Genomic DNA, 23,397 nt, shown 5'->3' with positions numbered 1-23,397 from the left:
CAGCTTGTGCTCGCGCGACTTACCTATGGCAGTGGGCGTCCAGCGTCCACCGCGAAACAGCACAGCCGACTTGAGTGTCCCGTTCACACCCGGAACGAGCGACACAAGACAATCGGAGGCAACTTCGGTGAGGCGATTTACTTCTTCACGTTGATCTTCGGCCAAACTTGCGGCCCTGCGACGCGTAGATCGGACTTAGGGAGCGGGTTGTTGTCCCACACCGATGCTCCGGATGGGGCGATCAGCACATAGAGTCTTGGGTTGCCGTCGTGCATCTGCTGAGCCACTTGGTCGCCTCGACGTGTAATCGGCGCATTCGAAAGGTCATGCAGTGCGTCGGCATCAATCTCACCGGCGTTGCAGAGATTTACCAACCCTTCCAGAGCCTGCTTTTTCTCAATGTAACTTTCGGCCGAAAGGAATTGCTGTTGGGCGGCTTGGATATTGAGCATTGGGCGTATCAGACTATGAAAGAGGAAGGCAACTGCTAAGCCCACCGCAACAACTACGGCCAAACACCATCTCCGGCGGATGAAGGACGGCTTTGGTAGGTAGTTGATCGGAGTCGCAGTCATGATGGTTCGGGCGTTATCAAACGCACATCATTCAATAATGTCCCACCTAAACCAATCCCTTACGCCCCAGATGTCCAAGATATCTTCAACATCGGGCATCGGAAAATCGGGTGGGAGTTGCCCGTCGTCAATGAGTTCCTGTAAATCCTGCCGCTTAATCCTCACATAGTAGTCAGCAAAATCCGCATATAACTTCTGGATGGCCTGCTCAACCAGACCTTCCACCTGCTCCTTCGTCTCTCTGGTAATCGCTTCAAGATCGATTTCGAAGAAGATGTACATGCCGTTCCAACCGTTCGCGAGCAAGGTATCCCACTGGCGTTCTTTGGCAATCACGGCATTGTAATACGCCTCTACATCGGCGTCGGGGACATCGGCCGGATCAATACCTTGGCATCAGCTATGCCTTCGCGGATCGCGTCACGGTCGAAGATTTGCGTGAGAACGTCGAATCCACCCGTATTACCGGTTACACCCCACGTACCATCGGGATCTTGCCCGATGGTAACGTTTACTGTACCGCCCGTAATGAAGGTTTCACCCGGCTTACCCGTCTCGCTCGTGCCGATTGTCGCCGGCGTCAAGACATTCACGTTGATATTGACGTCGCCGATCGTGGTCCCTTCATCGTCGGCCACCTCACCTGCACCTGGGCCTGGATTCACGAGCGACCCCATGCCCGGATCGTCATCGTCAGGATCGTGGACCAGATCCTCGATCTCAACTTTCGCTTCGCCCTTCTGTACCAACGTTTCCGCGGTCACACGCTCGGAGACACGGGCAATAATTTCTTCCCCTTCTCCGTCACCTTCGATGACATCATCGGCCAAAGAGGCAAGGCTATAGATAGTGGTACTCTCGCCCGGTTCGAAGCTCACGGTGCCGTCGGGAATCATGGTGTCTTGACCTGGCGTGGCTGTGCCTCCGAACTCGATTTCGAGCGTAAGCGCTTCGCTCAAGTCCCCGGTACGGGTGATCTCAAGTTCGATCACTTCGCCCTCGGTGATTACCGCATCCGCTGCAGCGACGATGATCGGGTCTGCGTTGAGGAAACGACGATTCTCAAGTTTTTCAACGGTTTTCATTTCGTCCGTTGGTGGGTAAACAAGCCTTATCCTTGACCTCAATCGGCTAGTCAACACCCCGATATCGGTAATGTCGAAGTTCAGCAGTCGTCGGCTTGTTCCATAGGACGCGGCGCATGCGCCAAAAACTCTCCGCATTCTCCGTCCGAGAACAGCAGCAATGGAACCGCTCTACACCCGCTCCACCACGCCCAACGTCTTCGCCGACTTCAACGAGGACGGCAGCTACAACGGCAACGATCGCCTGGCCAAAAACGGTATCGACGGCGAGCAGAGCATCTCGTACCTGCCGCCCGGCGAGTACCGCTTCGACGTCAACACCCCCACCACCACCGGCGGCGTCCGCGTGAACCTCAAGGCCGGCCAGTCGCTCATCCGCGAGATCGGCATCGGCGGCGGCACCGGCAATCCCGTCACCGTCAGCGGCCGACTCTTCGCCGACGTCAACGGCAACGACAAGCGCGACCGCGGCGAGCCGTTTCTCCAGGGCTTCAAGCTCTTCCCCGACTACCTCAAGGGCAACAACACCGTCCGCTCCTCACCGTCGGGGCGGTTCAGCGTCAACGTGCTCGAGGGCATGAACCTCGACCTCACGCCGGCACTCGGCATGGACCTCACGCCCGGCTCGAAGAACTACACCATCCCTGCCAGCCCGAGCGGGAGCTTCGACCTCGGCGAGATCCCGCTACGCACCTCCGGCACGTCGTTCACCCCGCCGGGCACCGGAGCCAGCAGCATCTCCGGCTTCGCCTTCGCCGACCTCAACGGCGACCGCAAACGCACCACCAACGAAGACCTGCTCACCGGCTACCGCGTCTACCTCGACCTCAACGGCAACGGCAAGTACGACCCCGGCGAGACCCAAACCCGCGTCGACGACAACGGCGGATACCGCTTCGACAACCTCGCTTCGGGCCTGTACCGGCTCCGCATGACCACGTTCGACGGCGATGGCGAGGTCGACCTCTGGGACGGCCGAGACGCGGACCCGCTGGGCCGAGGCACCTGGGTCTACGTCAACGGTGACACCTACCGCACGTTGGCCCTGCAGCGCTGATCGGTCGAGCCTGTTGCACCAAACGAAAAGCCGCACCGTCCTGCGACGGTGCGGCTTTTTCTTTGCATCTCCAACCCCCGACGAAGACGCGGAGAAGCACCTAGCGTGCCACGAGTTCGGCCGGCTCGGAGTAGAGCTCGATCGTGTCGCGGATGAACGTGTCCGCCGAGCCCGGCTCGTAGCTGCCGCCGGCGTCCACGATGCTCTCGACCCCCTTGGCGTAGGCGAAGAACCGCTGGTACATCCGCTTGTCGTCGACGCTCTTTTGCAAACGGATCGACCCCTTCGCGAGTCGCGCGTCCCAGGCCTCGCGGACGTCGGCCCAGAACGGGGCGGTCTTGGCCCAGTACTCACGCCCGGGCGTGGTGTCGAAGCCGGCCTCACCGACGCGCTTGTACGTGTTCACGCCGATCTCACGCGCCAGCACCTGGGCCACCTCACCGTCATCGCCGAGGACGATCTTGGTGTTGTCCTGCTCATGAACCCATCCATCGGGCGTGAGGGTGTGGCGATTGGTGCAGCCCATGACGTCGTAGTCGTCACGCTTGGTGTGCTCACGCCGGGGCAAGGGTCGCCACTCGGGGCCGGAGGTCCAGCTGCTGACGCCGCCACTGTGATCCCAGCGTCCGACGCCGCCGTAGCGCGGGCTGTCGTCGACCTGCCAAACGGTCTGCGACCAGGCACCCCCGCGATCCTGCTCGGTGACCTCGCGCAACTGCCAGGTGTTCTCACCCACATACTGCAACACCTGCGTCGGCTCGTACTTCCACGTCTGCCGCCAGTGCTTGATCACGACGGCATCGGAGAGTTCGCCGTCGTCCTGCTTGTAGCGCATCACGAGGATGTGCTGCAGCTCGATCAGCTCCGGCTCATCGACGACAACCTCGACGAACTCGGTCGCGCCTGACTCGTACGGATCACGCAGCTCATAGCCATCAACCAGCGGGACCGACTCGAAGAACCGGAAATCGACTTCGTAGACGCCGGCCTGCTTCAGGATCGCGGCGCGATCCTGTTCGAACGCGATCGCCGAGACTGGCTCGACTTCGTCGGCCGCGACCGCCGCGTTGATCAGGCCAGCGCCTTCAGCCTTGTCGGCACTGGGATGCTCGTGCGTGTGGGGCGTGGCGCCCGACTCACAGCCACATCCGGGGCAGGCATGAGCAACGGCCGGGAACGCCAGGGCCGAACCACCGCAAACCGCGGCAAAGAGAATCGATTGAAGGGTCTTGGATTTCATCAGGTGCTGTTTGGGAAAAGGGATTTAGGGAACGAAGTCGTACTCGAAGCCATCGGCCTTGGGTGCCCAGAGACGCATGTCCTCGAGTTCGGCGGGAAGAAGTGCCTCGGCATGTCCGTCGAAGAAACTGACCGCCGCGCGGTCACCGTTTCGCCCCTCCGGAAGACCGGTGATCACGCCACTGGTGATCTCGAAGTCGCCGTTGTCATCGACGGTCCAGCGTTGGCCGTTGGCGCGGGGCGGCGTCGCGTAGAAAAGGCCGGGGCGTTCGCCGTCGCGGCTGGTACTGCCGAGGCCGCCCGCGTTGTATTGGATGGTCTCGGCGAACACGAGTTGTTGGGAAGAGCGGCGAATCTCGCTGGCCTGGAAAGCAATGTGCTTGCCGACGTTGGGCCGATTGTCCGCGCCGGTAAAGCCGCGAAAGAGCGAGCCTTGGTGTCCGCCGAGGTAAACGCTGTTGAGTCCGAACGCCGGGTCGAGGCTGAGGATGTACGCCTTAGAAAACGCGGTCCCGAAAGGATCGGACGCAAATGGCCGGTCCGGCGTGGTTTTGTGAATGTGGATGATCTCCCACACGTCACTGACGTACGGGGCCAGCCGCCACGGATACCGGTCGGCCACCGGCAGACCAAAGGTCAGGCCCGTCACCGGGTCCTCCACCGTCACCGCGGTCCCGTTGACCGTCGGCGGCGTGTAGCCCCACATCAGCGAGCCGCCGTGCTCTTGGTGGTAGGCGGTGTAGCCCGTGACCATTTCCCGCACGCCGGCGAGTGACTTCACCCGCCCCGCCGTCTCGCGGGCCGCGGAAAGCGTTGGCAGCAGTATCGCGACCAGCAAGGCGATGATGCCGATCACGACAAGCAGTTCGACCAACGTAAAGCCAAAACGTATGATGGGGTTTCGAGATGGCATGAGGCTTTCGGAGAGTGGACTGTCAAGCTTGGCGACACGGGCGCGATCCGAACCGTCGACACGGGGCTTAACGACGGCGACGAAGAAGCAGGCCGCCGAGGCTGGCCACACCCAGCGCCATCGACGGCTCGGGCACGGCGACCAGCGAATCGACCACGAGGATGTCCAGGCTCAGGCTCGTTGCCGCGGCGGTAAACCCGAGGGTGTAATCGCCGGTCACACCGGGGGCCGTGAACTCGACCAGGTGATCGACCTGCTCACCGCCGAAACCGCCGAGCGGGACTCGCGCCAGTTCGGTGTAGGTAAAGCCGGGCAGTGCCGTGGCGTCCGTCCCGTTGATCTCGAACGAGGCGAGATCCAGCGGACTGCCCAGCGTGCGGATCTGTATGAACACCGAAGTGCTTCCCCCGGCGAGCGTCGGGCTGGCCACTTCGACGACGAAGTCGTTGACCGTGCCCGGGGAGTAGATGTTGCCACCGCTGGTCACGAACGCGCCAGGGTTGATCTGGTTGACATCCGTGAAGGAGGAGGCCGATTCAAACGGGTTGGTCAGCGCCTCGGGGACGTTGGCCACGGTGGTCGGATCGACGAAGGCGGAGAACGCCGTCGAGAATCCTTCATCCTCGCCCCACTTCTGGTAGCTCGTCAGATCGGCCAGCGCGTCGGCGTCCGAAACCGGGCGGGTCCAGTCGGTCGGGGCGGTCGTCACGCCGAAGGCCGTGGCGGCGGCGAGGAATGCGAGTCCGGCAGCCGTGAACAGTCGTTTGGTCGTCGTTGAAGCCATCGTTTTCTCCTTACGGATCGTTGAGATTGCGTCGCACTTGCGAACGCAGGCCGAGCATACCCATGTCCGCACCTTGATCAAATTAAATGCGACTCAATCGCAATAAATTCAGGAAAACGGATTTTCCGCCCGATAAACGCGGCTTCAGCACCAACAACCCGCCCGAAGTACTGAAGTGCCCGGCCAGGCCGACCGATGCCCGGGTCATGGTCGAGGTTCGTGACGACACTTCCCATAAGCCGGGATGGGCTCGGATCGCGATCGCCACCGTGGCGGTCGTGGGCGTGGTGCTTCTTGCGTCGATCGCGCTCCTCCGACAGGACCTGGGTTTGGCCGTTACCACGTTCGCCTGCCTCGGCATCACCGCCGTCATCCTCTTCGACCGGTACTGGGCCCGACCGACGCGTGCGGTGCGCCGCCTCCTGCCGACCATCCGAGCGGGCGAGGCGGCGGTGACCGAACTCGACGCCGTGGCCGGGCCGATCGGCACGTCGGCACTCGTGCCCCTGCTCCAAGCCGCCCTCCGCGATCACAAAACCCTCGCCGCCCACGTCGACCAACGGATCGACCGCCAGGTCGCGGACAAGACCGAGGCGCTCTCCCGCAAACTGGGCGACCTGCGTGCCGCGACCGATCGCGACGAACTCACCGGTCTGCAAAGCCGACCGGCGTTCGATCGGACCTTCGCCGACGCGGTCGAGGCGCTCGACACTGCCGGCCGACCGATCGCGTTGGTGATGCTCAGCATCGACCGGCTCAAGCCGCTCAACGACGCACTCGGCTTCGAGGCCGGCGACGAGCTGCTCGGCGAAATCGGCAAACTGCTCAACGGCCACCTCGGCCCCGGCGATCAAGCCTACCGCTACGGCGGCGACGAGTTCGCCCTGCTCGTGGCCGACCGGAAACGCAGCGACGTCGAAGCCCTGGCCGCACAACTCACGACGCTCGCCGGCTTCCTCGCCAAGCCTCTGCGTTTGTCGACGCCACCGAGCCTGAGTTTTGGCGTCGCCGACTGGCACGCCGACTTCGCCAACTCACCCAACCATTTGCTCCAACTTGCCCGCAACCAGTTGCGCGACGCCAAACAGGAAAGCAAATCCCGCCGGGTTGCATGAACTTCCACGCGATCGGGCGTGTAAGCTTCGGACGATGTCCGTCGCCGATGATGTGTTCATTCCGCGTGAAGCGCTCGAACGTGCCCCGACGTTTTCCGACGGGACCAACCCTGAGTTCTTCCCGACGTTGACCGACCGCCAAGTGGAAACGATCGCGGCGATGGCCGAATGTCGCGAGTATCAGCCGGGTGATCGACTTTTTAATCAGGGGCTGCGCGACGCGCCGTTCTTCTTCCTCGAAAGCGGCAGTGCGGACATCATCGACCAAGGACCGGACGGACCGCGGTACATCGCCATGGTTCGGCCCGGGACGTTCATCGGGGACATCAGCATGTTCACCGGCGAGCCGACCGTCGCGGCGTGTATCGCCGCCGAGCCGATGCGCGTGATGGTCATGGACCGCCAGCGTCTGGGCCAACTCGTCGCCCGCCACTCCGACGTCGGCGACATCATCCTGCGCACGTTCATGAACCGCCGGGAGTGGCTCCGGCGTCATGGCTTCGGTGCGAAGACGCTCATCGGTCCGCGGTGGGACAAGGCCACCTTTGAGCTGCGGGACTTTCTCGAACGCAACCAGATCCCCGTGGAATGGATCGACCCCGAAGCCGACGAAGGCAGCCGGGCACTGGCGCGGAAGTACGGCCTCGCCGAAGCCGACATGCCCGCGATCTTCTGTGGCGAAGAGATTTGCAAACGCCCGGCCATCGTCGAACTGGCCGAGCGCGTCGGCCTGCGGCCGGAGCTGCGGCGCGAGACGCCCTACGACCTGATGGTCATCGGCGGCGGACCCGCCGGACTTGCCGCGAGTGTCTACGCCGCGAGCGAAGGGCTCGACACGCTACTCATCGACGCCAACTCCCCCGGCGGCCAGGCCGGTACGTCATCGAAGATCGAGAACTACCTCGGTTTCGCGACGGGCATCTCCGGTACCGAGCTCGCCAAACAGGCCGTGCTCCAGGCGCGCAAGTTTGGCGTCACCCTCTCCAACCCCAGTGCCGCCAAGCGAATCGACTGCGACGGCGAACTCAAACACGTCACGCTCGATGACGACACACAGGTCACCGCCAAAGCTGTCGTTCTCGCCACCGGCGCTCGTTACCGCCGACTCCAACGCTGCCTGAACTGCGGGGACTTCGAGACCAGAGGCATTTACTACGCCGCGGGTCATCCCGAGGCGTTGCTCTGCTCCAAGGAACGGGTCGGTATCGTCGGCGCGGGCAACAGCGCCGGGCAGGCCGCGGTGTTCATGGCCCAACACGCCGAGCACGTCACGCTCATCGTCCGCGGGGCGAACCTGAAGCGCTCCATGAGCCAGTACCTGGTCGATCGCATCGAGCGCACCAACAACATCGAAGTCCGGCTGAAGTGCGAGGTGCTCGGCGTCGACGGCAGCGACGGCCCACAGGGCCACCTCCAGAGCGTCACCCTCTGCAGCGGCGAAACGCTCCGTATGACAGGGCTGTTTGTCATGATCGGTGCGACGCCCAACACCGAATGGCTGCGTGATACGGACTGTGTCGCGCTCGACGAACACGGTTTCGTCTGTACCGGGGAGGCCGCCGCCCATCACCTCGACCGCCAACGCCACTGGACCGTCGATCGCGCACCGTTCTTCCTGGAAACCACCCGCCCGGGGATCTTCGCCGTCGGCGACGTTCGATCCGGAAGCATCAAACGCGTGGCCAGCGGTGTCGGTGAGGGTTCGATGGCCGTGAAGTACGTCCACGAAGTACTCGCGGCCGTGTGAGCAACCACCGGCAGGCGTGAAATCTGTTATGCTGGTCGCACCCGGCCGTCGTCTTCGCCGGGTAGTCACGAAGGCAGATCCGAAAATGCAAACTCAGTCCACCCTCGCTGCGATCGCGGCTTTGTCGTTGATTCCCGCGGCCTACGCCGGCGTCCCGACCGGAAGCGTGTTCACCGACTTGGCCGCGTTCGATGCGGCGACCGGTCCGCTCGCGGTCGAGACTTTCGACGACGAAGCGAACATTCCCTTCGAGCTCGTGTCAGGATCGACCCTCACGCTCGAAGGCTCGGACATCGACCTCTCACTTGTCGGCGGATTCGATGGCGACATCACCGTCCAAGCCGGCACCGACCTGGACAACATCGACGAGACGCCGTTCCTCGACATCTTTATCACCTCGCCCAGCGACACCTTCGCCACGACGATCACCGTGACGTTTCCAGAACCGGTCGTGGCCTTAGGTTTCGATGTCGGCAACGCATTGAACTCGGACATCGACCTGCTGCTACTTGATGTCGGCGACAACGTGTTGGCCAACGTCAGCGCCAACCTGCCGGCGACCGAGGAAGGCTTCTTCGGCATCACGTTCGACGCCCCGCTGAGTGCGGTCCGTTTCGGCGGCTCCGAGGGCGGCGCGGTGAGCTTCGAGGCGATCGGGCTCGATAACTTCCAGTACGCCGACACGCTCGTGGTGCCCGAGCCGGCAAGCCTCGCTTTACTTGGTTTGTGCGGGCTCGGATTGGTCCGTCGCCGATAGACCGATTCTGAAACATTTTCGCAGCTGTAGCGGTGCCCCGGGATGATGCGCGAGATCTCCCGGCGCACCGTTGTCGCGCACGGACTCACCCAACCCCGCCACATCTGTCGCGATTTCACACGTTGACAAACGTCGCGGATTCGGCGAACGTTCATCGGTAAACATTGGTTCCCAATTTGTGCTTTCCCTGCGGGGTAATTGGCTGTCGAGGAGGCAGTCCCCCGCCACCGGCCGAGGACATGGCCGGGTTTGAAACACACCGCCGTCGGGTTCATCGATGGCGTAACCAAGTAGGAGGCCGACATGTCGGTTCGTCTTGATTCAAGTCGCAAGCCCACTGGCTTTACGCTCGTGGAGCTACTCGTGGTCATCGGGATCATCGCCCTGCTGATCAGCATTCTCCTGCCAAGCTTGCAACAGGCACGCGAGCAGGCACTCACGGTCAACTGCGGAGCGAACATGCGCAGCTTTGGCCAAACCACCATGATGTTCGTTAACGACAACGACCTGCGAGTGCCCAGCACATGGCAGAACTTCTGGAACACCGGCTTCACGCCGGGTTACATGGCAGCGCCGGACTTCGACCGACTCGTCGACGAGTACGGAATGATCCCGGACATCATGGCATGTCCCAGTGCCGCGGGTCGCGAACTCGACTACTCCGGCACGGACCCGGGCTTCGACAACTACACCCCGCTGGGCATCCTCGATGGTGCTGCGGGGACGCCGTACGACCTGATGGAAACGGACCAACTCGAAGATTACCGCGACGAGATCGAGAGCGCCGGTGGCATGCGAGCCCTCTCCGAGAACTCCGCCGAGTACACCGGCGGCAACACGTTCATCGATCTGGGTTCGTACTGGTACATGGGCGCGAACAGCCTCACACCTAAAACTAAGCTGCCCTATCAGGTCTTCAAAATCACCGACAGGACCAACCTCGGATTCGGTCAGGACGACAACCCGGTACTGATGACCGATCGCGTCGCGGTGTTCGGTGATTTTGCCAATCAAGGCGTCTTCAACCACGGTGAGACGTTCGACACCGGCACGGTCACGCCACTGGATGACCCGAACGGCACCGGTGCCCAGTACTTCTTCAGCAACAACGAGGCCGACGGATCGTTCGGCCCGTGGCAGGTGCCCGTACCCGAGGTCACGCGACCCGGAGACGCGCGTGTGAACTCCCTCTCCACCGACGGATCGGTCCAGTTCCGACCGCTGCTCGGGTTTGACGAGGAAACCAACACGCAACGCGGATTCATGAGCATCTTCGGCACGGTCCACGCCTGGATGTAAATCGTGATACACATGGGGCGGGGCTGCGACTGTCGCGGTCCCGCCCCTGTGCATTGCAAGGATGCCAATGTCACGTCGATGGCAAACCTGCAAACTCGAAACGCTTCCGGCATTCATGGGTCGTGCGATCGCCGGAGCGACCACACAGGCATGACCCTGTTGATCCGTGGCCGGTGTTACATTTTCGGAGTCCGCAACCATGTCAGAGTCATCCTCCGGTGGGTCCATTCGGGACTTTTTCAACCAGAATCCGCAGATAACGATCGGCATCGCCGCGTTGTTGGTCGTCGTGGCCCTTTACTTCGCTTTCAGTTCGCTGTTCGGCGGCGGCATCGAACAGCCGCCGGCGTTCTTCTCGAACGACGACGGGGCGACGTTCTACACCGACGACGTCACGAAAATTCCGCCCTTCAGCAGTGGCGGCGGTACCGCGTACCGCGCCATGGTCGTCAGACCACGCGAAGGAACCGAGGCGGATCGCTATGTGAAGTACCTCATCAGCGTCAAAGAAGAGTTCCGTGAACGCACGGCCGACGCTTTAGCCAACGACCAACGCCCGCCGGCCGGTGGGCTGCTGTACAAGGCGCCCGGCGAGAGCGAATGGCTCGACCCGGAGAATCCCGAACACGCCGCCGCCGTCGCGAAGCTCAGAGCCTTGCGCGACGAGGAAGGCAACGTGCTGGTCGCGATCAGGCCAAAAATCGGCGACTGAGTAGTACCGCTTTCACCGACAGTTGCCGAAGAGCAACGGCCGCACGGTTCACGAAATTGATTTTTCTATAGTTTCTTCTTGACCTGTCGGGTCGGCGTGATATGTTCCCCGTCCCGCAAGGAGATTACTAATGACCCAACGCATACACGATCAAAGAGACCATGCCTCAATGCCGGCGCCGAGCGTGTTGGCCTTTGAGAACACGGCGTCTTCGTGGCGTTCGGGATCATGTGGGATGTGGCTGGATCGTTGACGCGATCTGTTTACCGCACTTCCGACGCCCCGAAGGCCAACGCCTTCGGGGCGTTTTTCGTTGGCATTCGCGACGTTTCGCGTTCGCCGACACGACAGCGCTCCGCGTCGTTGTACGCCGATCGACGTCGCCGGCTCTGCCGGGTGGACGTTTCGACTCGGGTTCAACCGCACGACACGGCTGGCACCACTAGCTCAAATGGGTAGAGCAGCAGACTCATAATCTGTAGGTTGCGGGTTCGAATCCCGTGTGGGTCACCACCACTCCAAACGTAAATACGAGAGGAACACGTTTACATCTTGAACGGCCGCGGCAAACGCCCCGGTCTATGGGGATGTTCTATGCCCGCGAAGCCACAGGCTTGCGCTCATAGTTCATCTTTCATAGTTCCGGGCGTCGGCGACGGCCTGCGGATCGGGCCACGCGTCGGTGCTGGCGGGGTCGGCTCGGCGACAAAGGTGACGCCCCCGGGGGAGGGCATGTCACCGGCGTCGCCGGCCGGCCTCCGACGCACCGGGGCCGGCCCGCTCCCCGCCCCGCCGGCGTTTTGACACTTGTGTCGACGTTCGCGGCGGCCGTTCGCTTTTCATCACCAACCCACGCCACGTTGGCGTGGACGTAACACCAAGGAGGTCATCATGACCGCACAACTCATCAAGGCCACTGCCGATCGAAACTTCGGTCGCAAGTTCATCCGTGCCCATGTCGCACTCAACGAGCGGGCGGTCCGCTTCAGCCGGGGTAACCCGGTCGCGTTGCTGGGCCCGGGCACCTACACGAGCCTCGCGTTCCTCACCCTCGCCAACGGCGAGCGGATCGCGACGTTCGACACCACGACCGTGAAGTTCACGCACCCGCTGCTCGAGCAGATCGTCAAGCTCCCCGGCGCGGCCGATGAGCTGGAGGTACTCAACCTCGCCGACGACGAGCGGGCGCTGGTGTTCGTGGACGGCCGACTGATCGACATCGCGGGCCCCGGCCTGCATGCGTACTGGAAGGCCGACCGTTGGGTGCGGGTCGAGCGGTTCAACGTTGACGACAACGACGGCCGGCTGACCCACCCCAAGCTCGCGGCGATCATCGCCCAGCGTGGTGCCGGTGAGCACATCACCGCGCTGCGTGTCGACGACGAGGAGGCCGCCCTGGTCTTCCGTGACGGTCGGCTCGTCGAGCAGGTCGGCCCCGGTCTGCACGCCTACTGGACCGGTGGCGGGAAGATCACCTGGAAGGACTTCGACCTTCGTGAGAAGACGCAAGACGTTTCCGGCCAGGAGATCATGACCGCGGACAAGGTCTCGCTGCGGGTGAACCTCGTGGTGACCTACCGGATCGCCGACGTACTGGCGGCCGCGCGTAGCAGCAACGACGCCGATGGCGCGCTGTACCGCGAGGCGCAGCTGGTGCTGCGGAAGGCAATCGGTGCCAAGTCGCTCGATGAGCTGCTGGCCGACAAGCGTGCGACCAGCGACGAGGTCCGCGACGCCCTGGCCGAGCGGGCCGACGGGCTTGGCCTGGCGGTGAAGTCGGTCGGTTTGCGGGACGTGATTCTCCCGGGGGACATGCGTGAGCTGTTCAACGCGGTGATCGCGGCCCACAAGGAGTCGGAGGCGAACCTGATCCGCCGGCGGGAGGAGACTGCCGCCGCTCGGAGCCAGGCGAACACCGCTCGACTGCTCGCCGACAACCCGCAGCTGGCCAAGCTCCGCGAGCTGGAACTGCTGCGGGACGTGCTGGCCGGGACCGATCTGCGGATCGTCCTCGGTGGTACCGGCGCCGACGACAACGTCGCCGAGAAGCTGCGCAAGCAGTTGGTCGGCGCATGACAAGTGCAACGCCCGCGGCATTCGTTTGCCGCGGGCGTTGTGCTACTTGCACCAGTCGAAGCGTCGGCCGAGCAGATCGAACAGCGCTTCGTTCGGCTCGGCGAAGCGCTGTCGCAAATGGTCATACACCGCTTCGTCAACACCACGCTTGCCGGGCGTCACGTTGCGCGGCTGCACGTTGGGCACATCAAACTCGGGATCCACGCCAAGAAACTCGAAGGTACTCCGCAACGCCGTCGCGGTATCGGTGGCGAGTTCGTCGCTCTCGATGACGTGCAACCGATCCCGGCCGAACGCGTCGATCCAACGCCGTAAATGAACCGCGTAGTCGCCTTGGTGCTGGTAGGCGTAATGCGTGTAGTCCCACGGGAAGTACAGCGCGTCGCCCTTCATCCGAACGAGGTGCGGCGCGAGTCGCTTCGGCTCGGCTTGCAACGCTTCGAGCAAACCGAGCGGCTCGTTTTTCCAGCGCGCTTGCTGATGAAAGTAGTGCGAGATCGCCCGCTCGGCCGGATCACGCAGCACCACGATCAGCTTCGCGTCGCGAAGCAACGCCTTGGCCAGAGCGGGCGCGTGTGGTGCAACGAGGTAGGTCGGCGTTGCGTCGCCGGTGAGCTTGCCGCCGTCGAGTTCGCTGCGCCTGGGGAACTGGGACCGGTACCAGAGCCGGCCGCGTCGAAGCCGACGGTCGAAGAAGTGCATCTCCTTCCGCTTGCCCGAAACGATCCGCGGATGCTGGGCAAGGTATTCGTGCAGCGCCGTCGAGCCGGACTTCATCGCGCCGATGACGAGGAAGCCGGGCAACGCACGTTGCCCGGCGGTGGCCATGCGGCCGATGTCGCGGAGGGCACTGATGAGTTGGCGTCGCACGGGGCCGAGTGTAGCCCGCGGACCGTCCCGGCCTATCGCCGCCGAGGCAACAAGAAACCGGCGACCGCTAGTCCGATCAGCCCGCTCGGCTCCGGGATTTCCGTCACGACCAGATCCAACCGGAGCGTGTCGATGCCCAGCGGAGCGATGTCGGCGGGATTACCCGCCGTGTCACCGTTGACGAGGGCGAACTCCGCGAAGAAATCCGGGCCTGTCGCGGCGTTGAGGAATCCATCGCCGGGCGTGAACGGACCGAAGCTCACGCCTCCGGCCAATGCGTCGGCCGACGACGACACCAGCGTCGCACCGGGCACAAGATCAAGCCCGTTTTGCAGCGGGAAGCTGGCGAGCGAGAGGAAGATCGTGTCGACGACGAAGCCGTCGATCTGCGTGCCGATCGGCGGCATGCCGTCAGGATTGAAGACTTGCACGAACGCGCTGGTGGTTCCGTCGCCGTTGGACGATTGGCCGCTGCTGACCGTGAACGTGCCGAAGTCGGCGGTCACGACGTCGGTCGACTCCCCGAGCACGAACGTGTCATCGACCGGGATCGCGGACGCGTTGACGTCTTCAGTGATGTAGAAGAGTTCGAGACGATACTCGTCGTTGGCAACGAGTTGGCCGTGCGATACGGCCGTGAGTGCGAAGACGGTTGCGAGCGCAGCGGCGGTGATGAAGCGCATGGAATCTCCGAGGTCGAAAGCTGGGGAAAACGAACGGAATCGCGGCGGCTATGCCGAGCGCCGACGACGCAGCAGCGGCGCGGCGGCGAGCAGACCGAGCATCGCTGGCTCGGGGATCACCACGCCCGGCAACGCGAAGCCGAGCTTGCCGTTGGGCTCATCGAACGTGATGAAGTCGAACGGCGAATCGACCGCCAACCCTGGCAACGGAAAGCCGAGCCCGCTATCGATCAGTTCCACCGACTGCGTGAGGAAGTTCATTCCGAAGATGCCGTCGAGGATAACGATCTCGCCGGTCTCGGGATCGCGCAGTTCGATGTCGAGCACGAGCACCGGCGCGCCGCCGGTCTCGCCGAAGACAAGCGGCATGCCTTCGTCGGTCGGCAAGGCAAGTGAGTCCGCGAAGAAGCCGGCGATCTCCACCGGGTTGCCGTCGATGCCTTGGATGGCGAGGGTGAACTGCTGACTGAGCGGAACGCCGTCGAGCCGGGGGTTCTCGGTACCGATCCCGGCGTCCTCGGCGTAGCTCACGCCGAGTTGGGATGCCAGTTGCTCAGAGACGAAACTCGCGGCCGCGCCGGTGTCGAGCAGCCACGAACCTTCGACCGAGGCACCGCCGTAACTGAGGACCAGCGGCGGCGCGTCGTCGTTGCCGCCGTTGCCGGCGTTCACACCCAGAGGGTTGGGGCCGATGAACGGGTTGCTGATGCTCGTCGGCGGCTCGGCTCCGTCGGGCGTGATCGTGGTGAACTTGCCGAAGTCGGCGTAACTCAGCGAGACGTGCAGGTTGGTGTCCGGAATCCCGGGGTCCAACTCGTTGCCGCTGAACGGCGTGCCGGGTGCATAGGAAAACGTCCGCATGAACACGTCGAGGTCGGCCAGATCGTCGGGCAACTGTCCGCCACCGAGGACGCCGTTGAAGAAGTCGTCGAATTCGTTAGTCGGCTTGGTGTCCATCACGATCACCCGGCCGTCCATCGCGGGCATGCCCACGACGTTGATGTCGCTCCCGGTCAAGCCCAAGTCCCCCAGCGGCGGCTGAATGTCGGGCAGCACGGACGAATCCACCGGGCCGACCTGCGCACGGATCGGGCCGATGGAACGGGTGTAGGTGCCGTTGACGTTGAACGGGTCCGGCTGGATGAGATCGTTGAGCCGGTCGGCGTCGAGGCCGTCGAAGATGCCGAGCGAGTCGGCGAGGAACATCTCAAGCGGTTCGCTCACGGCGAAGTCGACACTGCCGTTGGCACCGACGTCGGAAAAGATCACGGGCTGGCCGCCGACTTCCTGAAAGTTGAAGCCGAGTTCGTTCGCAACGCCGAGGCTGATGACCGCGGCACCGGAGGCACCGGTGTCGAAGAACGCTTCGACGAGCACGGAGTCAGCTTCGATGACGCCGCCGCCGAACGGGTCGGGGTCATTCGGATCGAGGAAAATGCCCGTGCCGAAGAGCGGCGCGTCAAGGCTGTCGGGCCGGGCGAAGGCGATGTTCACGCGAGGCTGATCGACGGCCGCCGGCTGAACGCCCGGTAGCTGGATCACGCTCTGGGCTAGCGATGTCTGGGTCGGGATGGCGCAAAACGCACCAAAGGCAACAGCCGCCGCAGCGGCCGAGAGGGGTTGGCGTTGCATCGAAAGGCTCTCCTCGGGGATTGGGGTGGACAGTCCAGTCAATGCAGCATACCAGATGTCCGGCACGGTGCATCGGCACCGCCGCAAAGCCCGCAGAAAAGCAAAAATCCCTTTAGAACCGTCCCACCGCTAGGCACTGGTCAACCACGGCAGCCGCAACAGCACGGATGTCCCCCGACCCGGCTCGGAGTGGAGTTCCAGCCTTCCGCCAAACTCCTCGGCCCGCTGGCGCATGTAGATCAGCCCGCACGGCAGCGGATTTTCTCCGTCGGGCGTCCACACCACCTCATCAACGCTGAAACCGGCCCCGTCATCGATCACGGACACGGCCAACCAGTCAGGGCGTGCCGAATCGCCGGACGGTTCAAGGTCGATCTTGATGCGGATGGTCTCGGACCGCGCGTGACCGATGGCGTTGGCCACGGCCTCGGCGACGACCCTGCAGGCCGGCAGCCCGACGATTGAGGCCGACGGATTGCCGGGCTGGACCGCGGCAGGCTCCATGAAAATCTGATGATCGGGATAACGACCCGCGAGATCACCGATCGCCGCGTTCACTTCATCGAGCGTCATCGCGGCCGGCGGATTGGCACTGATGAACATCCGCCGCAACTGCTCGATCGACTCCTCGGTCAACAGGATGGCTCGTTCACGCTCCGAGCCCGCGAGACTGGCGTTGTCACGGAGCAACGCATGGATCTCGGCAAGGCTGTGACCAAGCAACGCATACAACTCATTGACGGTCCAACGACGCCCGTCGGTGATCGGTTCCGAGTCGGAATTTGGATCGTTCCGCCGGTGCATAGGCGCATTATTACGCTGATCAAGCGTAAGTCCTTCAATATTTTTGCCTTGCTCCAAAAGCACGCTTGTGGTGCGAAATCGGCCGCCTTTGACGCCAATTTCGCCGCCGCAATAGCAGACTCACGCCGGCCAGCAGACCGAATGAAGCCGGCTCGGGAATCGGCGCTAGGTAGCCGATGTCCTGGAAACTGCCCAGCGTCAGATCGCTGATGAACGTGTCCGTGGTGCCCGGCAGTGGCGCGAGGAAGCCGGTCATCAGTTCGAACTCCAATGGCCGACCTTCGTCGTCAATGATACTGGAGTCGAAATCGTTCCAGTGGTCGTCTGCAATAGTGCCAGGGCCGTCGAGCTCAACATCAGGGGTGCCCGGCTGGCCAAACGTGGTATTCCATACTGCGGTAGCGTTGGCACCGAGGAACTCCCCTGAGTCGATAACATACACTTCATTGACAATCCATATCGCGCCACCGAAGCCGAGAGCGTGTGCGAGCACATGTCGCACCGCATCATCGAACAGATCAGAATCGACCAGACCTGGAAGATCGGCTTGGTCGAAGATCACGATTACATCGCTGGCCAGAAGATAGCCTGACGCATCGACCACCACTCCGCTCAGAATCGAAGTCCCTGAATCTCCGCCGGGACCATCAATCTCACCAAACCCGACACTCACGTTAACAGTCGAGAGTTCGGTCCCCGCAACAGCGGAACTGTTAAGAAGAGTATCAGTGACAAACCCGTCCTGGTGGTCGACCAACAATGTCTCCCATGTAGCCGCCGCGTCTTCGAAGAACGGCAACAGAGCGGGATCAGGATCGGCGAAAAACTCGATCTGGATGTCCAGTGCAGCCTGGACGCTTTGGACGGTGAAGGCGGAAACAACAAAGGCCGCGGCGATAGATGTAGGTGACTTCATGGGCAATCTCTTCTCTTGGAGGAACGTGAGTGCCGCTGTTGGACGATTGGCCCAACAGGTTGTTCCACGCTCACCGCGGATTTGCCCAAAAGTGGGTGAACTCGCTTAGGACTTGCCCAACGGCTCTGGTAGCCGCAACACGATCTGGGTGCCGCGATCGGGCTCGGAGTTGATCTCGATGTCGAGGTTCACGTCTTCGGACCTTGAACGCATCAATCGGAGACCGGCGGAGGTGCCGTTGACGTTGGTGTTGTTGCGTTGGCGCTGTCGGACGGTTTCTTGGTCGAAGCCGATGCCGTCATCCTCAACGATGACGGATAATCGATTGGCGTGATGGTCGGGCTTGGCCGACACGCGGATCTTGTTGGCCCGAGCGTGTCTCGAGGCATTCGCAACGGCCTCGGCGACGATGCGTGTCACCTTCTCATCAACGACCTCGCTGATTCGCGGCAACCCCGACTCGATGTCGAGTTCGAGAACTGTTGCACTGGCCGCGGTGTTGGGGTCCGACAGCTGTTCCGCCGACTTGACGCCGTAGAGGTGGGCCACGGAAATCGCGGTTTCGCGTACCGCTTCATCAAGTCTTCGCCGCTGATCAATGACCGCCTGCTTCGACGAAGAGGCACGCGGTACCAAAGAACGCCTTGAAACGCCGCTCCTGTCGGTCGACAAGAGCGCGGCTTTTCGTTCGGCCTTGTGGCTGTCGCGCTTACGGATAATCGGCGATGCGGAGATACGTTGCCGCGCTTCGGAGATCGCGGCCGACGTTTGGTCGAGCACCTCGTCAAACATGGTGCGGGCCTTGTCCATGTCAGTGTCCATGCGACGACGGGCGACCTGTGCCTTGAGTTGCATGCCGTAGAGATTCTGCAGCAGCGTGTCGTGGAGTTCGGTGGCGATACGTTGGCGTTCGCCCAACACGGCCGCGAACTGGGCCGCAGTTCTTCGGCGTCGAAACTCGAAGATCACCCCAACGACCAAGGCCGCCAAGGCCATCATCAGCGCCACGAACCACCACGTCTCGTAGAACTGCGGTGGCACGACAATCCGTAACTTCGCGGGCATGCCCCACGGACGGTCCTCTTGCAAACCCGGGGCACGTGCTTGGACGAGCAACGTGTAGTCGCCCGGCGGCACATTGGTGTACGACGCACGCCGGGTCACGTTGTCGGCTTCGTGCCAGATGTCCTCGTAGCCTTCGAGCTGATAGCGATAGCTCAGGTCATCCGCACCGAACAGTTCGATACCCGCGAACGTGATGTTGAAGAAGCGGCCACCGAACGGCAAATGCAGTTCACCGGGGACAGCCTCGTTGCCGTTGCCGGGCAGTTCGACCTGTTGCCCCGATTGCATGGCCGAGGTGAAGACGACACGACGACCGCTGTCGGTGGCCGCCGGTAGTTTGTCGGGGTCGATCACCACCACGCCGCCGAACCCGCCGAAGAGCAGCCGGCCGTCGTCGAGCTTCTGGCGAATCTTCGCGTACATGTCCGGCACGCCCTGTTCGGTGCCGAACGCCCGCATCGAGCCACCGTCGAGATCGTATCGAATGAGCCCGGCTTCGGTGCCGAACCAGAGCATGTCCCCGGACACGAGTGCGCCGCCGATGCTGTCGTTGGGCAATCCGTCGTCGAGGCCGATGGTTTCGAAGTCCGAAGTCTCCGGCCGCCAACGCGCCAAACCACGCCAGGTGGAAATCCACAACCGGCCTTCGGCGTCCTCGTGGAATGCGTACACCTGATTGTCGGGCAGACTGTTTGCGTCGGTCGGATCGTGGACGAAATTTTCCCACTGCGTTTGTCCGGCCGGTAGTCGACCGGCACCGTCCTCGGTGCCGACCCAGATGGTGCCGTCAGACGTTTCGATGATGGCGTGAACCGTTGGTCCGACGATCGTGCCCGGTACGGCCGGCGCGTGGAAGTGAGTCACTACGGTGCCGTCGGGCTTGTGACCAATCAGGCCGAGTATCGTGCCGAACCAACGGGTGCCGTCGCTGCCGGCGTAGAACTCGATGCCGAAGTTCAACCGTCGATCCGGGTTGTCGATCGGGCGCTGGTAAGTGACCGAAAGTTCCTCGGCACTCGGATCGATGTACCCGAAGCCAGAGTAAAGCTGCCCGAACCAGATGAAGCCGTCGGGCCCTTCGTCGATGCAGTAGAGCGGACCGTGGCCAAGTTGCCCCTCGGGAATGTCTTCGCCCTCATCGCCGACGAACATGTGCTCGAATCTCGTCGCGCCCGGCCGGCGTCTGCTGAGCCCTTGATCAAACGCAACCCAAAGCGTGCCGTCGGATGCAAGCACCGCGTCGCGGACCGTCGGCGAGAGCAAGCCGGTCCCATCAAGGCGTGGCCCGTAAAACTCAGCGAATCGCCCGCCCGTCTGAATCGTCGCGATTTCTCCGAGAAAGTGACCGGTCCACACACGACCCTTGCCGTCGAGCGAAATTGACCGAACGTCGTTGCTCGGCAGTGTGTAGGGATCGCCAGCAAACTGACGGTGCAGACGCGAGGTATCTTCGCGCAGGTCCAACTCGATCAGCCCCGACCGGGTGGCCACCCACAAAGTCCCCTCGGACCCGAACATGATGTCGTGAACGATCCAGTTCGCACTAGGACCTGCGTCGTGCCCCAACTCGATTTCGACGACTTCATCACCAAAATAGCGGTGTAGGCCGTTGGTCTGGGCAACCCACATGGAGCCGTCGTCGTCGGCCAATATTTCCGTAACCTGTGCATTAACGATGCCCAATTCGACCGGGGTGGCAAGGTCCTCCACCCGGTAGATCGCGGTCTGTTTATCGTCGGTGCTCTCTTCGACCACCACAACGGCCGAGATGTAGTGGGATCCGTCGGCCGCGATGCCCATGCGTCGCAACAGGCGCCCCTCGAAACGCTCCGAAGGAATCACCGTCGTGAACACATCGCCTTCGAGCCGAGCAAATCCAAACGCACCGACGGCCCACACTTCGCCATCCGCACCGATGCGAACATCCATGGCCGGTGCGTCGTCGGGCGTGGCGACCTTCTCGATGCGGTCGCTGTTGAGTAGCAGCCGAAAGACGTCGCCCTGGGCGGTCACGATCCAGACGGTCCGGCCATCGCCGGTGAGCCGTAGCACGTTTTGGATGACCTCGGGGACGGCCACGGATTCCGGTGAAGCGGATGTCGGATCAACGTCACCTGGCGGCGATTGCGCGCCCCCGAGTAGTTCGAATTCGTTGCCATCGAATCGGTACAGGCCGCTATCGGTTCCGACCATGAGTCGGCCGAGCGGGTCGAAGTGGAGCACGTACAAGCCGGCCCACTTGGCCATCCCGTCGCTCACCTCTCGGACGCCACCGAACAGCGGCTTGGTGACGGGCGTGAACTCGGTCCGGCGTACATCCTCTTGTCCGAAGACTGCGCAAGGCAGCAGGAACAAGACCAACAACGCCGACACGAACCGTGCACAGCCCCGAAACCGCCGGAGCCGACGCGTCAAGCGCTCAGTCGTCGCCACGGATCCACCCCCGCGTGCGCGCGATACTCACCGCTTCGGTGCGGCTTTCGGCGCGGAGCTTCGCGAAGATGTTGGCCAGATGGACTTTGACTGTCCCTGCCGCACAACGCAGATCAGCGGCGATCTCCTTGTTGGCCAGCCCGCGGGCGGCCAAGACGAGTACTTCAACTTCGCGATCGGTCAGTGACTCGTGGGTCATCCGCTCGGCAAGCCGATCGGCCGCCTCCGGGCATAACCACCGCCGCCCTTCCGCGACCGACGACATGGCTTCGATCATCTGATCGGCCGACGATTCCTTCAGGGCATAACCGAGCGCTCCGGAGGAAACGCACTCGGCCACGTCTTCCTCCGCGTCGAAGCTGGTCAACACCAACAGCTTGGCATCGGGGTGGTTGACGCGAATGCGCCGAACGACCGCTTGGCCGGGCATGTCGGGCAAGCGCAAATCGACGATCGCCAAGTCGGGTCGCAGCTCGCTGTACAACTGAACGCCTTCCTGGCCACCCGACGCTTCACCAACGACTTCGAATATGCGACCGTCTCGAGCAGACTCGCCGTCGATGACAGCGCGAACACCCGCACGAACCACGGCATGATCATCGATCAACAGCGTGCGAATGGTCGCATTACTCGTCTTGTCAGGCATATCAACGGACCTGCTCATAATAACTCCTTTGAGGGACATACATCGCGAGCATCGCGGAGCGATGCCGTCGCTGGTCGTGCCGGACCGCCGGTAATGTAACAGACCACAATGAGCTAGTTCAATGTGGGTTTTTGGAAAATCGGGTCAGTTGCACTGGTTCTAGAAGTATAGCCGGAACCTCTGCCATTAGGCCTATGGCTTCGCGGCCTTACGCGCCGTGAACTAATGGTCGGTCGGGCGATGCTGCAAGGACTTGTGTTCGACAGAATCTCTGCTGCGGCCACATCGCCTTTACACGCCCATTTTGGGGCCAGAGCCGGAACCAGTCCTTCAACCCGAGGCCACTTGTCCATTCTCTGCATCAATGCAACCAAGCCTGAGGACAGCAGTGATACCGCAAGGGTGGGCTCCACCATCAACCGGACGCTCACGGACCTGATGATTCCGCGCGTCCGCGTCCACTGGTTCGGGCCGGCCTCGGCCTCGATGCCCCTGGAAGTTCGCTGGTTGCAAGGCGATCCGTGCGATACGACCGCCCTGAAGGCCGCTTTTCTGGTCAGCAGGCCCCGCATGATCGTGTTCGTCGTGGCGGGCGACACTCAAAATATCGCCCCTGAGAACGCGACACGCATCCGCGACTGCCTGAAAGACGTCACGGACATCGCCGTCCAACAACAGGCGTATCACATCTTGACGGTCGGCGTGCCCTCGGCCGACTGCCACGAGGCGTTTCGCGATCACGCGGTCAGCTGGATCGCGGCCGACATGACCGAAAACCGTTATCGCCTGCTCGACAACAACCTCGACTTGGGCAACAAGGGCGAGGAAGGGACATCGACCTGGACCATGAAGGAAGTTCTGGCACTCATGCCCGGCGGAAGTTGAAACGGTCTACCGGGCAATCTCTTGGCAAACCGTAGCCCAATCGGCGTATTTCGCTCGTGCCTAATGGTACGGAGCATGTGGGCGCATAGCAGAGGCGGGCAGCG

Annotated in this window: 21 protein-coding genes and 1 tRNA gene; 9 read left to right on the top strand and 13 right to left on the bottom strand. The window is 62.6% G+C overall.

Going from position 1 to position 23,397, the window contains the following annotated elements:
* Positions 1–137 precede the first annotated feature (137 nt).
* From AAGD32_06395 to AAGD32_06385, 3 genes are all read right to left on the bottom strand, one after another.
* Complete coding sequence (locus AAGD32_06395; protein MEM8873873.1) at positions 138–452, bottom strand: hypothetical protein; 315 nt, start codon at positions 450–452, stop codon at positions 138–140.
* A gap of 150 nt (positions 453–602) precedes the next feature.
* A complete protein-coding gene (locus AAGD32_06390) occupies positions 603–911 on the bottom strand; it encodes a hypothetical protein (protein MEM8873872.1) in 309 nt (102 codons plus the stop codon).
* 17 nt (positions 912–928) lie between these two features.
* Entirely contained in the window at positions 929–1,660 is a 732-nt protein-coding gene (locus tag AAGD32_06385) for a hypothetical protein (GenBank protein ID MEM8873871.1), read from the bottom strand.
* 160 nt (positions 1,661–1,820) lie between these two features.
* On the opposite strand from AAGD32_06385, the gene AAGD32_06380 reads away from it, so the two are divergent.
* Positions 1,821–2,717 (top strand): hypothetical protein, encoded by an 897-nt coding sequence (locus AAGD32_06380; GenBank protein ID MEM8873870.1) that lies wholly within the window; start codon positions 1,821–1,823, stop codon positions 2,715–2,717.
* Between the two features lie 100 nt (positions 2,718–2,817).
* Here AAGD32_06380 and AAGD32_06375 read toward each other — a convergent pair whose 3' ends face one another.
* From AAGD32_06375 to AAGD32_06365, 3 genes are all read right to left on the bottom strand, one after another.
* Complete coding sequence (locus tag AAGD32_06375) at positions 2,818–3,957, bottom strand: DUF6607 family protein (GenBank protein ID MEM8873869.1); 1,140 nt, start codon at positions 3,955–3,957, stop codon at positions 2,818–2,820.
* A 24-nt stretch (positions 3,958–3,981) separates the two neighbouring features.
* Positions 3,982–4,869 (bottom strand): type II secretion system protein, encoded by an 888-nt coding sequence (locus AAGD32_06370; protein MEM8873868.1) that lies wholly within the window; start codon positions 4,867–4,869, stop codon positions 3,982–3,984.
* Between the two features lie 67 nt (positions 4,870–4,936).
* The gene (locus AAGD32_06365) at positions 4,937–5,653 is read right to left on the bottom strand and encodes a PEP-CTERM sorting domain-containing protein (GenBank protein ID MEM8873867.1); all 717 of its coding nucleotides are present in this window, start codon (positions 5,651–5,653) and stop codon (positions 4,937–4,939) included.
* Positions 5,654–5,739: 86 nt separating this feature from the next.
* Between AAGD32_06365 and AAGD32_06360 the strand changes: the two genes are divergently transcribed.
* From AAGD32_06360 to AAGD32_06330, 7 genes are all read left to right on the top strand, one after another.
* On the top strand, positions 5,740–6,768 hold the full coding sequence (locus AAGD32_06360) for a GGDEF domain-containing protein (protein MEM8873866.1): 1,029 nt from the start codon (positions 5,740–5,742) through the stop codon (positions 6,766–6,768).
* Between the two features lie 34 nt (positions 6,769–6,802).
* Positions 6,803–8,515, top strand: coding sequence for an FAD-dependent oxidoreductase (locus tag AAGD32_06355; GenBank protein ID MEM8873865.1), 1,713 nt, complete (start codon positions 6,803–6,805; stop codon positions 8,513–8,515).
* Between the two features lie 85 nt (positions 8,516–8,600).
* On the top strand, positions 8,601–9,272 hold the full coding sequence (locus AAGD32_06350; GenBank protein ID MEM8873864.1) for a PEP-CTERM sorting domain-containing protein: 672 nt from the start codon (positions 8,601–8,603) through the stop codon (positions 9,270–9,272).
* A 303-nt stretch (positions 9,273–9,575) separates the two neighbouring features.
* The gene (locus AAGD32_06345) at positions 9,576–10,571 is read left to right on the top strand and encodes a prepilin-type N-terminal cleavage/methylation domain-containing protein (GenBank protein MEM8873863.1); all 996 of its coding nucleotides are present in this window, start codon (positions 9,576–9,578) and stop codon (positions 10,569–10,571) included.
* A gap of 199 nt (positions 10,572–10,770) precedes the next feature.
* The gene (locus tag AAGD32_06340) at positions 10,771–11,283 is read left to right on the top strand and encodes a hypothetical protein (GenBank protein MEM8873862.1); all 513 of its coding nucleotides are present in this window, start codon (positions 10,771–10,773) and stop codon (positions 11,281–11,283) included.
* Positions 11,284–11,718: 435 nt separating this feature from the next.
* Positions 11,719–11,796, top strand: a tRNA-Met gene (locus AAGD32_06335).
* Positions 11,797–12,174: 378 nt separating this feature from the next.
* The gene (locus AAGD32_06330; protein ID MEM8873861.1) at positions 12,175–13,359 is read left to right on the top strand and encodes a slipin family protein; all 1,185 of its coding nucleotides are present in this window, start codon (positions 12,175–12,177) and stop codon (positions 13,357–13,359) included.
* Between the two features lie 42 nt (positions 13,360–13,401).
* Here the strand turns inward: AAGD32_06330 and AAGD32_06325 are convergent, their stop codons facing one another.
* The 7 genes from AAGD32_06325 to AAGD32_06295 form a co-directional block, all read right to left on the bottom strand.
* Complete coding sequence (locus tag AAGD32_06325) at positions 13,402–14,229, bottom strand: sulfotransferase domain-containing protein (protein MEM8873860.1); 828 nt, start codon at positions 14,227–14,229, stop codon at positions 13,402–13,404.
* A gap of 32 nt (positions 14,230–14,261) precedes the next feature.
* Positions 14,262–14,912, bottom strand: a complete 651-nt coding sequence (locus AAGD32_06320) for a hypothetical protein (GenBank protein ID MEM8873859.1) — start codon at positions 14,910–14,912, stop codon at positions 14,262–14,264.
* A gap of 48 nt (positions 14,913–14,960) precedes the next feature.
* The gene (locus tag AAGD32_06315; protein ID MEM8873858.1) at positions 14,961–16,544 is read right to left on the bottom strand and encodes a hypothetical protein; all 1,584 of its coding nucleotides are present in this window, start codon (positions 16,542–16,544) and stop codon (positions 14,961–14,963) included.
* 129 nt (positions 16,545–16,673) lie between these two features.
* Entirely contained in the window at positions 16,674–17,348 is a 675-nt protein-coding gene (locus AAGD32_06310; GenBank protein MEM8873857.1) for an ATP-binding protein, read from the bottom strand.
* Between the two features lie 34 nt (positions 17,349–17,382).
* Positions 17,383–18,264 carry a peptidase gene (locus tag AAGD32_06305; GenBank protein MEM8873856.1) on the bottom strand — a complete coding sequence of 294 codons (882 nt, stop codon included), beginning with the start codon at positions 18,262–18,264 and terminating at the stop codon, positions 17,383–17,385.
* A gap of 105 nt (positions 18,265–18,369) precedes the next feature.
* A complete protein-coding gene (locus tag AAGD32_06300) occupies positions 18,370–21,702 on the bottom strand; it encodes a two-component regulator propeller domain-containing protein (GenBank protein MEM8873855.1) in 3,333 nt (1,110 codons plus the stop codon).
* Positions 21,703–21,748: 46 nt separating this feature from the next.
* Entirely contained in the window at positions 21,749–22,426 is a 678-nt protein-coding gene (locus AAGD32_06295; protein ID MEM8873854.1) for a response regulator transcription factor, read from the bottom strand.
* Positions 22,427–22,648: 222 nt separating this feature from the next.
* Between AAGD32_06295 and AAGD32_06290 the strand changes: the two genes are divergently transcribed.
* Complete coding sequence (locus AAGD32_06290) at positions 22,649–23,293, top strand: hypothetical protein (protein ID MEM8873853.1); 645 nt, start codon at positions 22,649–22,651, stop codon at positions 23,291–23,293.
* Positions 23,294–23,397: the final 104 nt, after the last annotated feature.

The organism is Planctomycetota bacterium, from assembly GCA_039182125.1.
GTDB lineage: Bacteria > Planctomycetota > Phycisphaerae > Tepidisphaerales > Tepidisphaeraceae > JBCDCH01.
Note: the sequence above shows the minus strand (reverse complement) of the source record. Positions and strands in the feature narration are given on the sequence as shown.

What these genes read in the sequence shown, in the direction of transcription:
- AAGD32_06395 (MEM8873873.1), bottom strand. Translation starts at nt 452, where the DNA reads ATGCTCAATATCCAAGCCGCCCAACAGCAATTCCTTTCGGCCGAAAGT.
- AAGD32_06385 (MEM8873871.1), bottom strand. Translation starts at nt 1,660, where the DNA reads ATGAAAACCGTTGAAAAACTTGAGAATCGTCGTTTCCTCAACGCAGAC.
- AAGD32_06380 (MEM8873870.1), top strand. Translation starts at nt 1,821, where the DNA reads ATGGAACCGCTCTACACCCGCTCCACCACGCCCAACGTCTTCGCCGAC.
- AAGD32_06375 (MEM8873869.1), bottom strand. Translation starts at nt 3,957, where the DNA reads ATGAAATCCAAGACCCTTCAATCGATTCTCTTTGCCGCGGTTTGCGGT.
- AAGD32_06370 (MEM8873868.1), bottom strand. Translation starts at nt 4,869, where the DNA reads ATGCCATCTCGAAACCCCATCATACGTTTTGGCTTTACGTTGGTCGAA.
- AAGD32_06365 (MEM8873867.1), bottom strand. Translation starts at nt 5,653, where the DNA reads ATGGCTTCAACGACGACCAAACGACTGTTCACGGCTGCCGGACTCGCA.
- AAGD32_06360 (MEM8873866.1), top strand. Translation starts at nt 5,740, where the DNA reads ATGCGACTCAATCGCAATAAATTCAGGAAAACGGATTTTCCGCCCGAT.
- AAGD32_06355 (MEM8873865.1), top strand. Translation starts at nt 6,803, where the DNA reads ATGTCCGTCGCCGATGATGTGTTCATTCCGCGTGAAGCGCTCGAACGT.
- AAGD32_06350 (MEM8873864.1), top strand. Translation starts at nt 8,601, where the DNA reads ATGCAAACTCAGTCCACCCTCGCTGCGATCGCGGCTTTGTCGTTGATT.
- AAGD32_06345 (MEM8873863.1), top strand. Translation starts at nt 9,576, where the DNA reads ATGTCGGTTCGTCTTGATTCAAGTCGCAAGCCCACTGGCTTTACGCTC.
- AAGD32_06340 (MEM8873862.1), top strand. Translation starts at nt 10,771, where the DNA reads ATGTCAGAGTCATCCTCCGGTGGGTCCATTCGGGACTTTTTCAACCAG.
- AAGD32_06330 (MEM8873861.1), top strand. Translation starts at nt 12,175, where the DNA reads ATGACCGCACAACTCATCAAGGCCACTGCCGATCGAAACTTCGGTCGC.
- AAGD32_06320 (MEM8873859.1), bottom strand. Translation starts at nt 14,912, where the DNA reads ATGCGCTTCATCACCGCCGCTGCGCTCGCAACCGTCTTCGCACTCACG.
- AAGD32_06315 (MEM8873858.1), bottom strand. Translation starts at nt 16,544, where the DNA reads ATGCAACGCCAACCCCTCTCGGCCGCTGCGGCGGCTGTTGCCTTTGGT.
- AAGD32_06310 (MEM8873857.1), bottom strand. Translation starts at nt 17,348, where the DNA reads ATGCACCGGCGGAACGATCCAAATTCCGACTCGGAACCGATCACCGAC.
- AAGD32_06305 (MEM8873856.1), bottom strand. Translation starts at nt 18,264, where the DNA reads ATGAAGTCACCTACATCTATCGCCGCGGCCTTTGTTGTTTCCGCCTTC.
- AAGD32_06295 (MEM8873854.1), bottom strand. Translation starts at nt 22,426, where the DNA reads ATGAGCAGGTCCGTTGATATGCCTGACAAGACGAGTAATGCGACCATT.
- AAGD32_06290 (MEM8873853.1), top strand. Translation starts at nt 22,649, where the DNA reads ATGCTGCAAGGACTTGTGTTCGACAGAATCTCTGCTGCGGCCACATCG.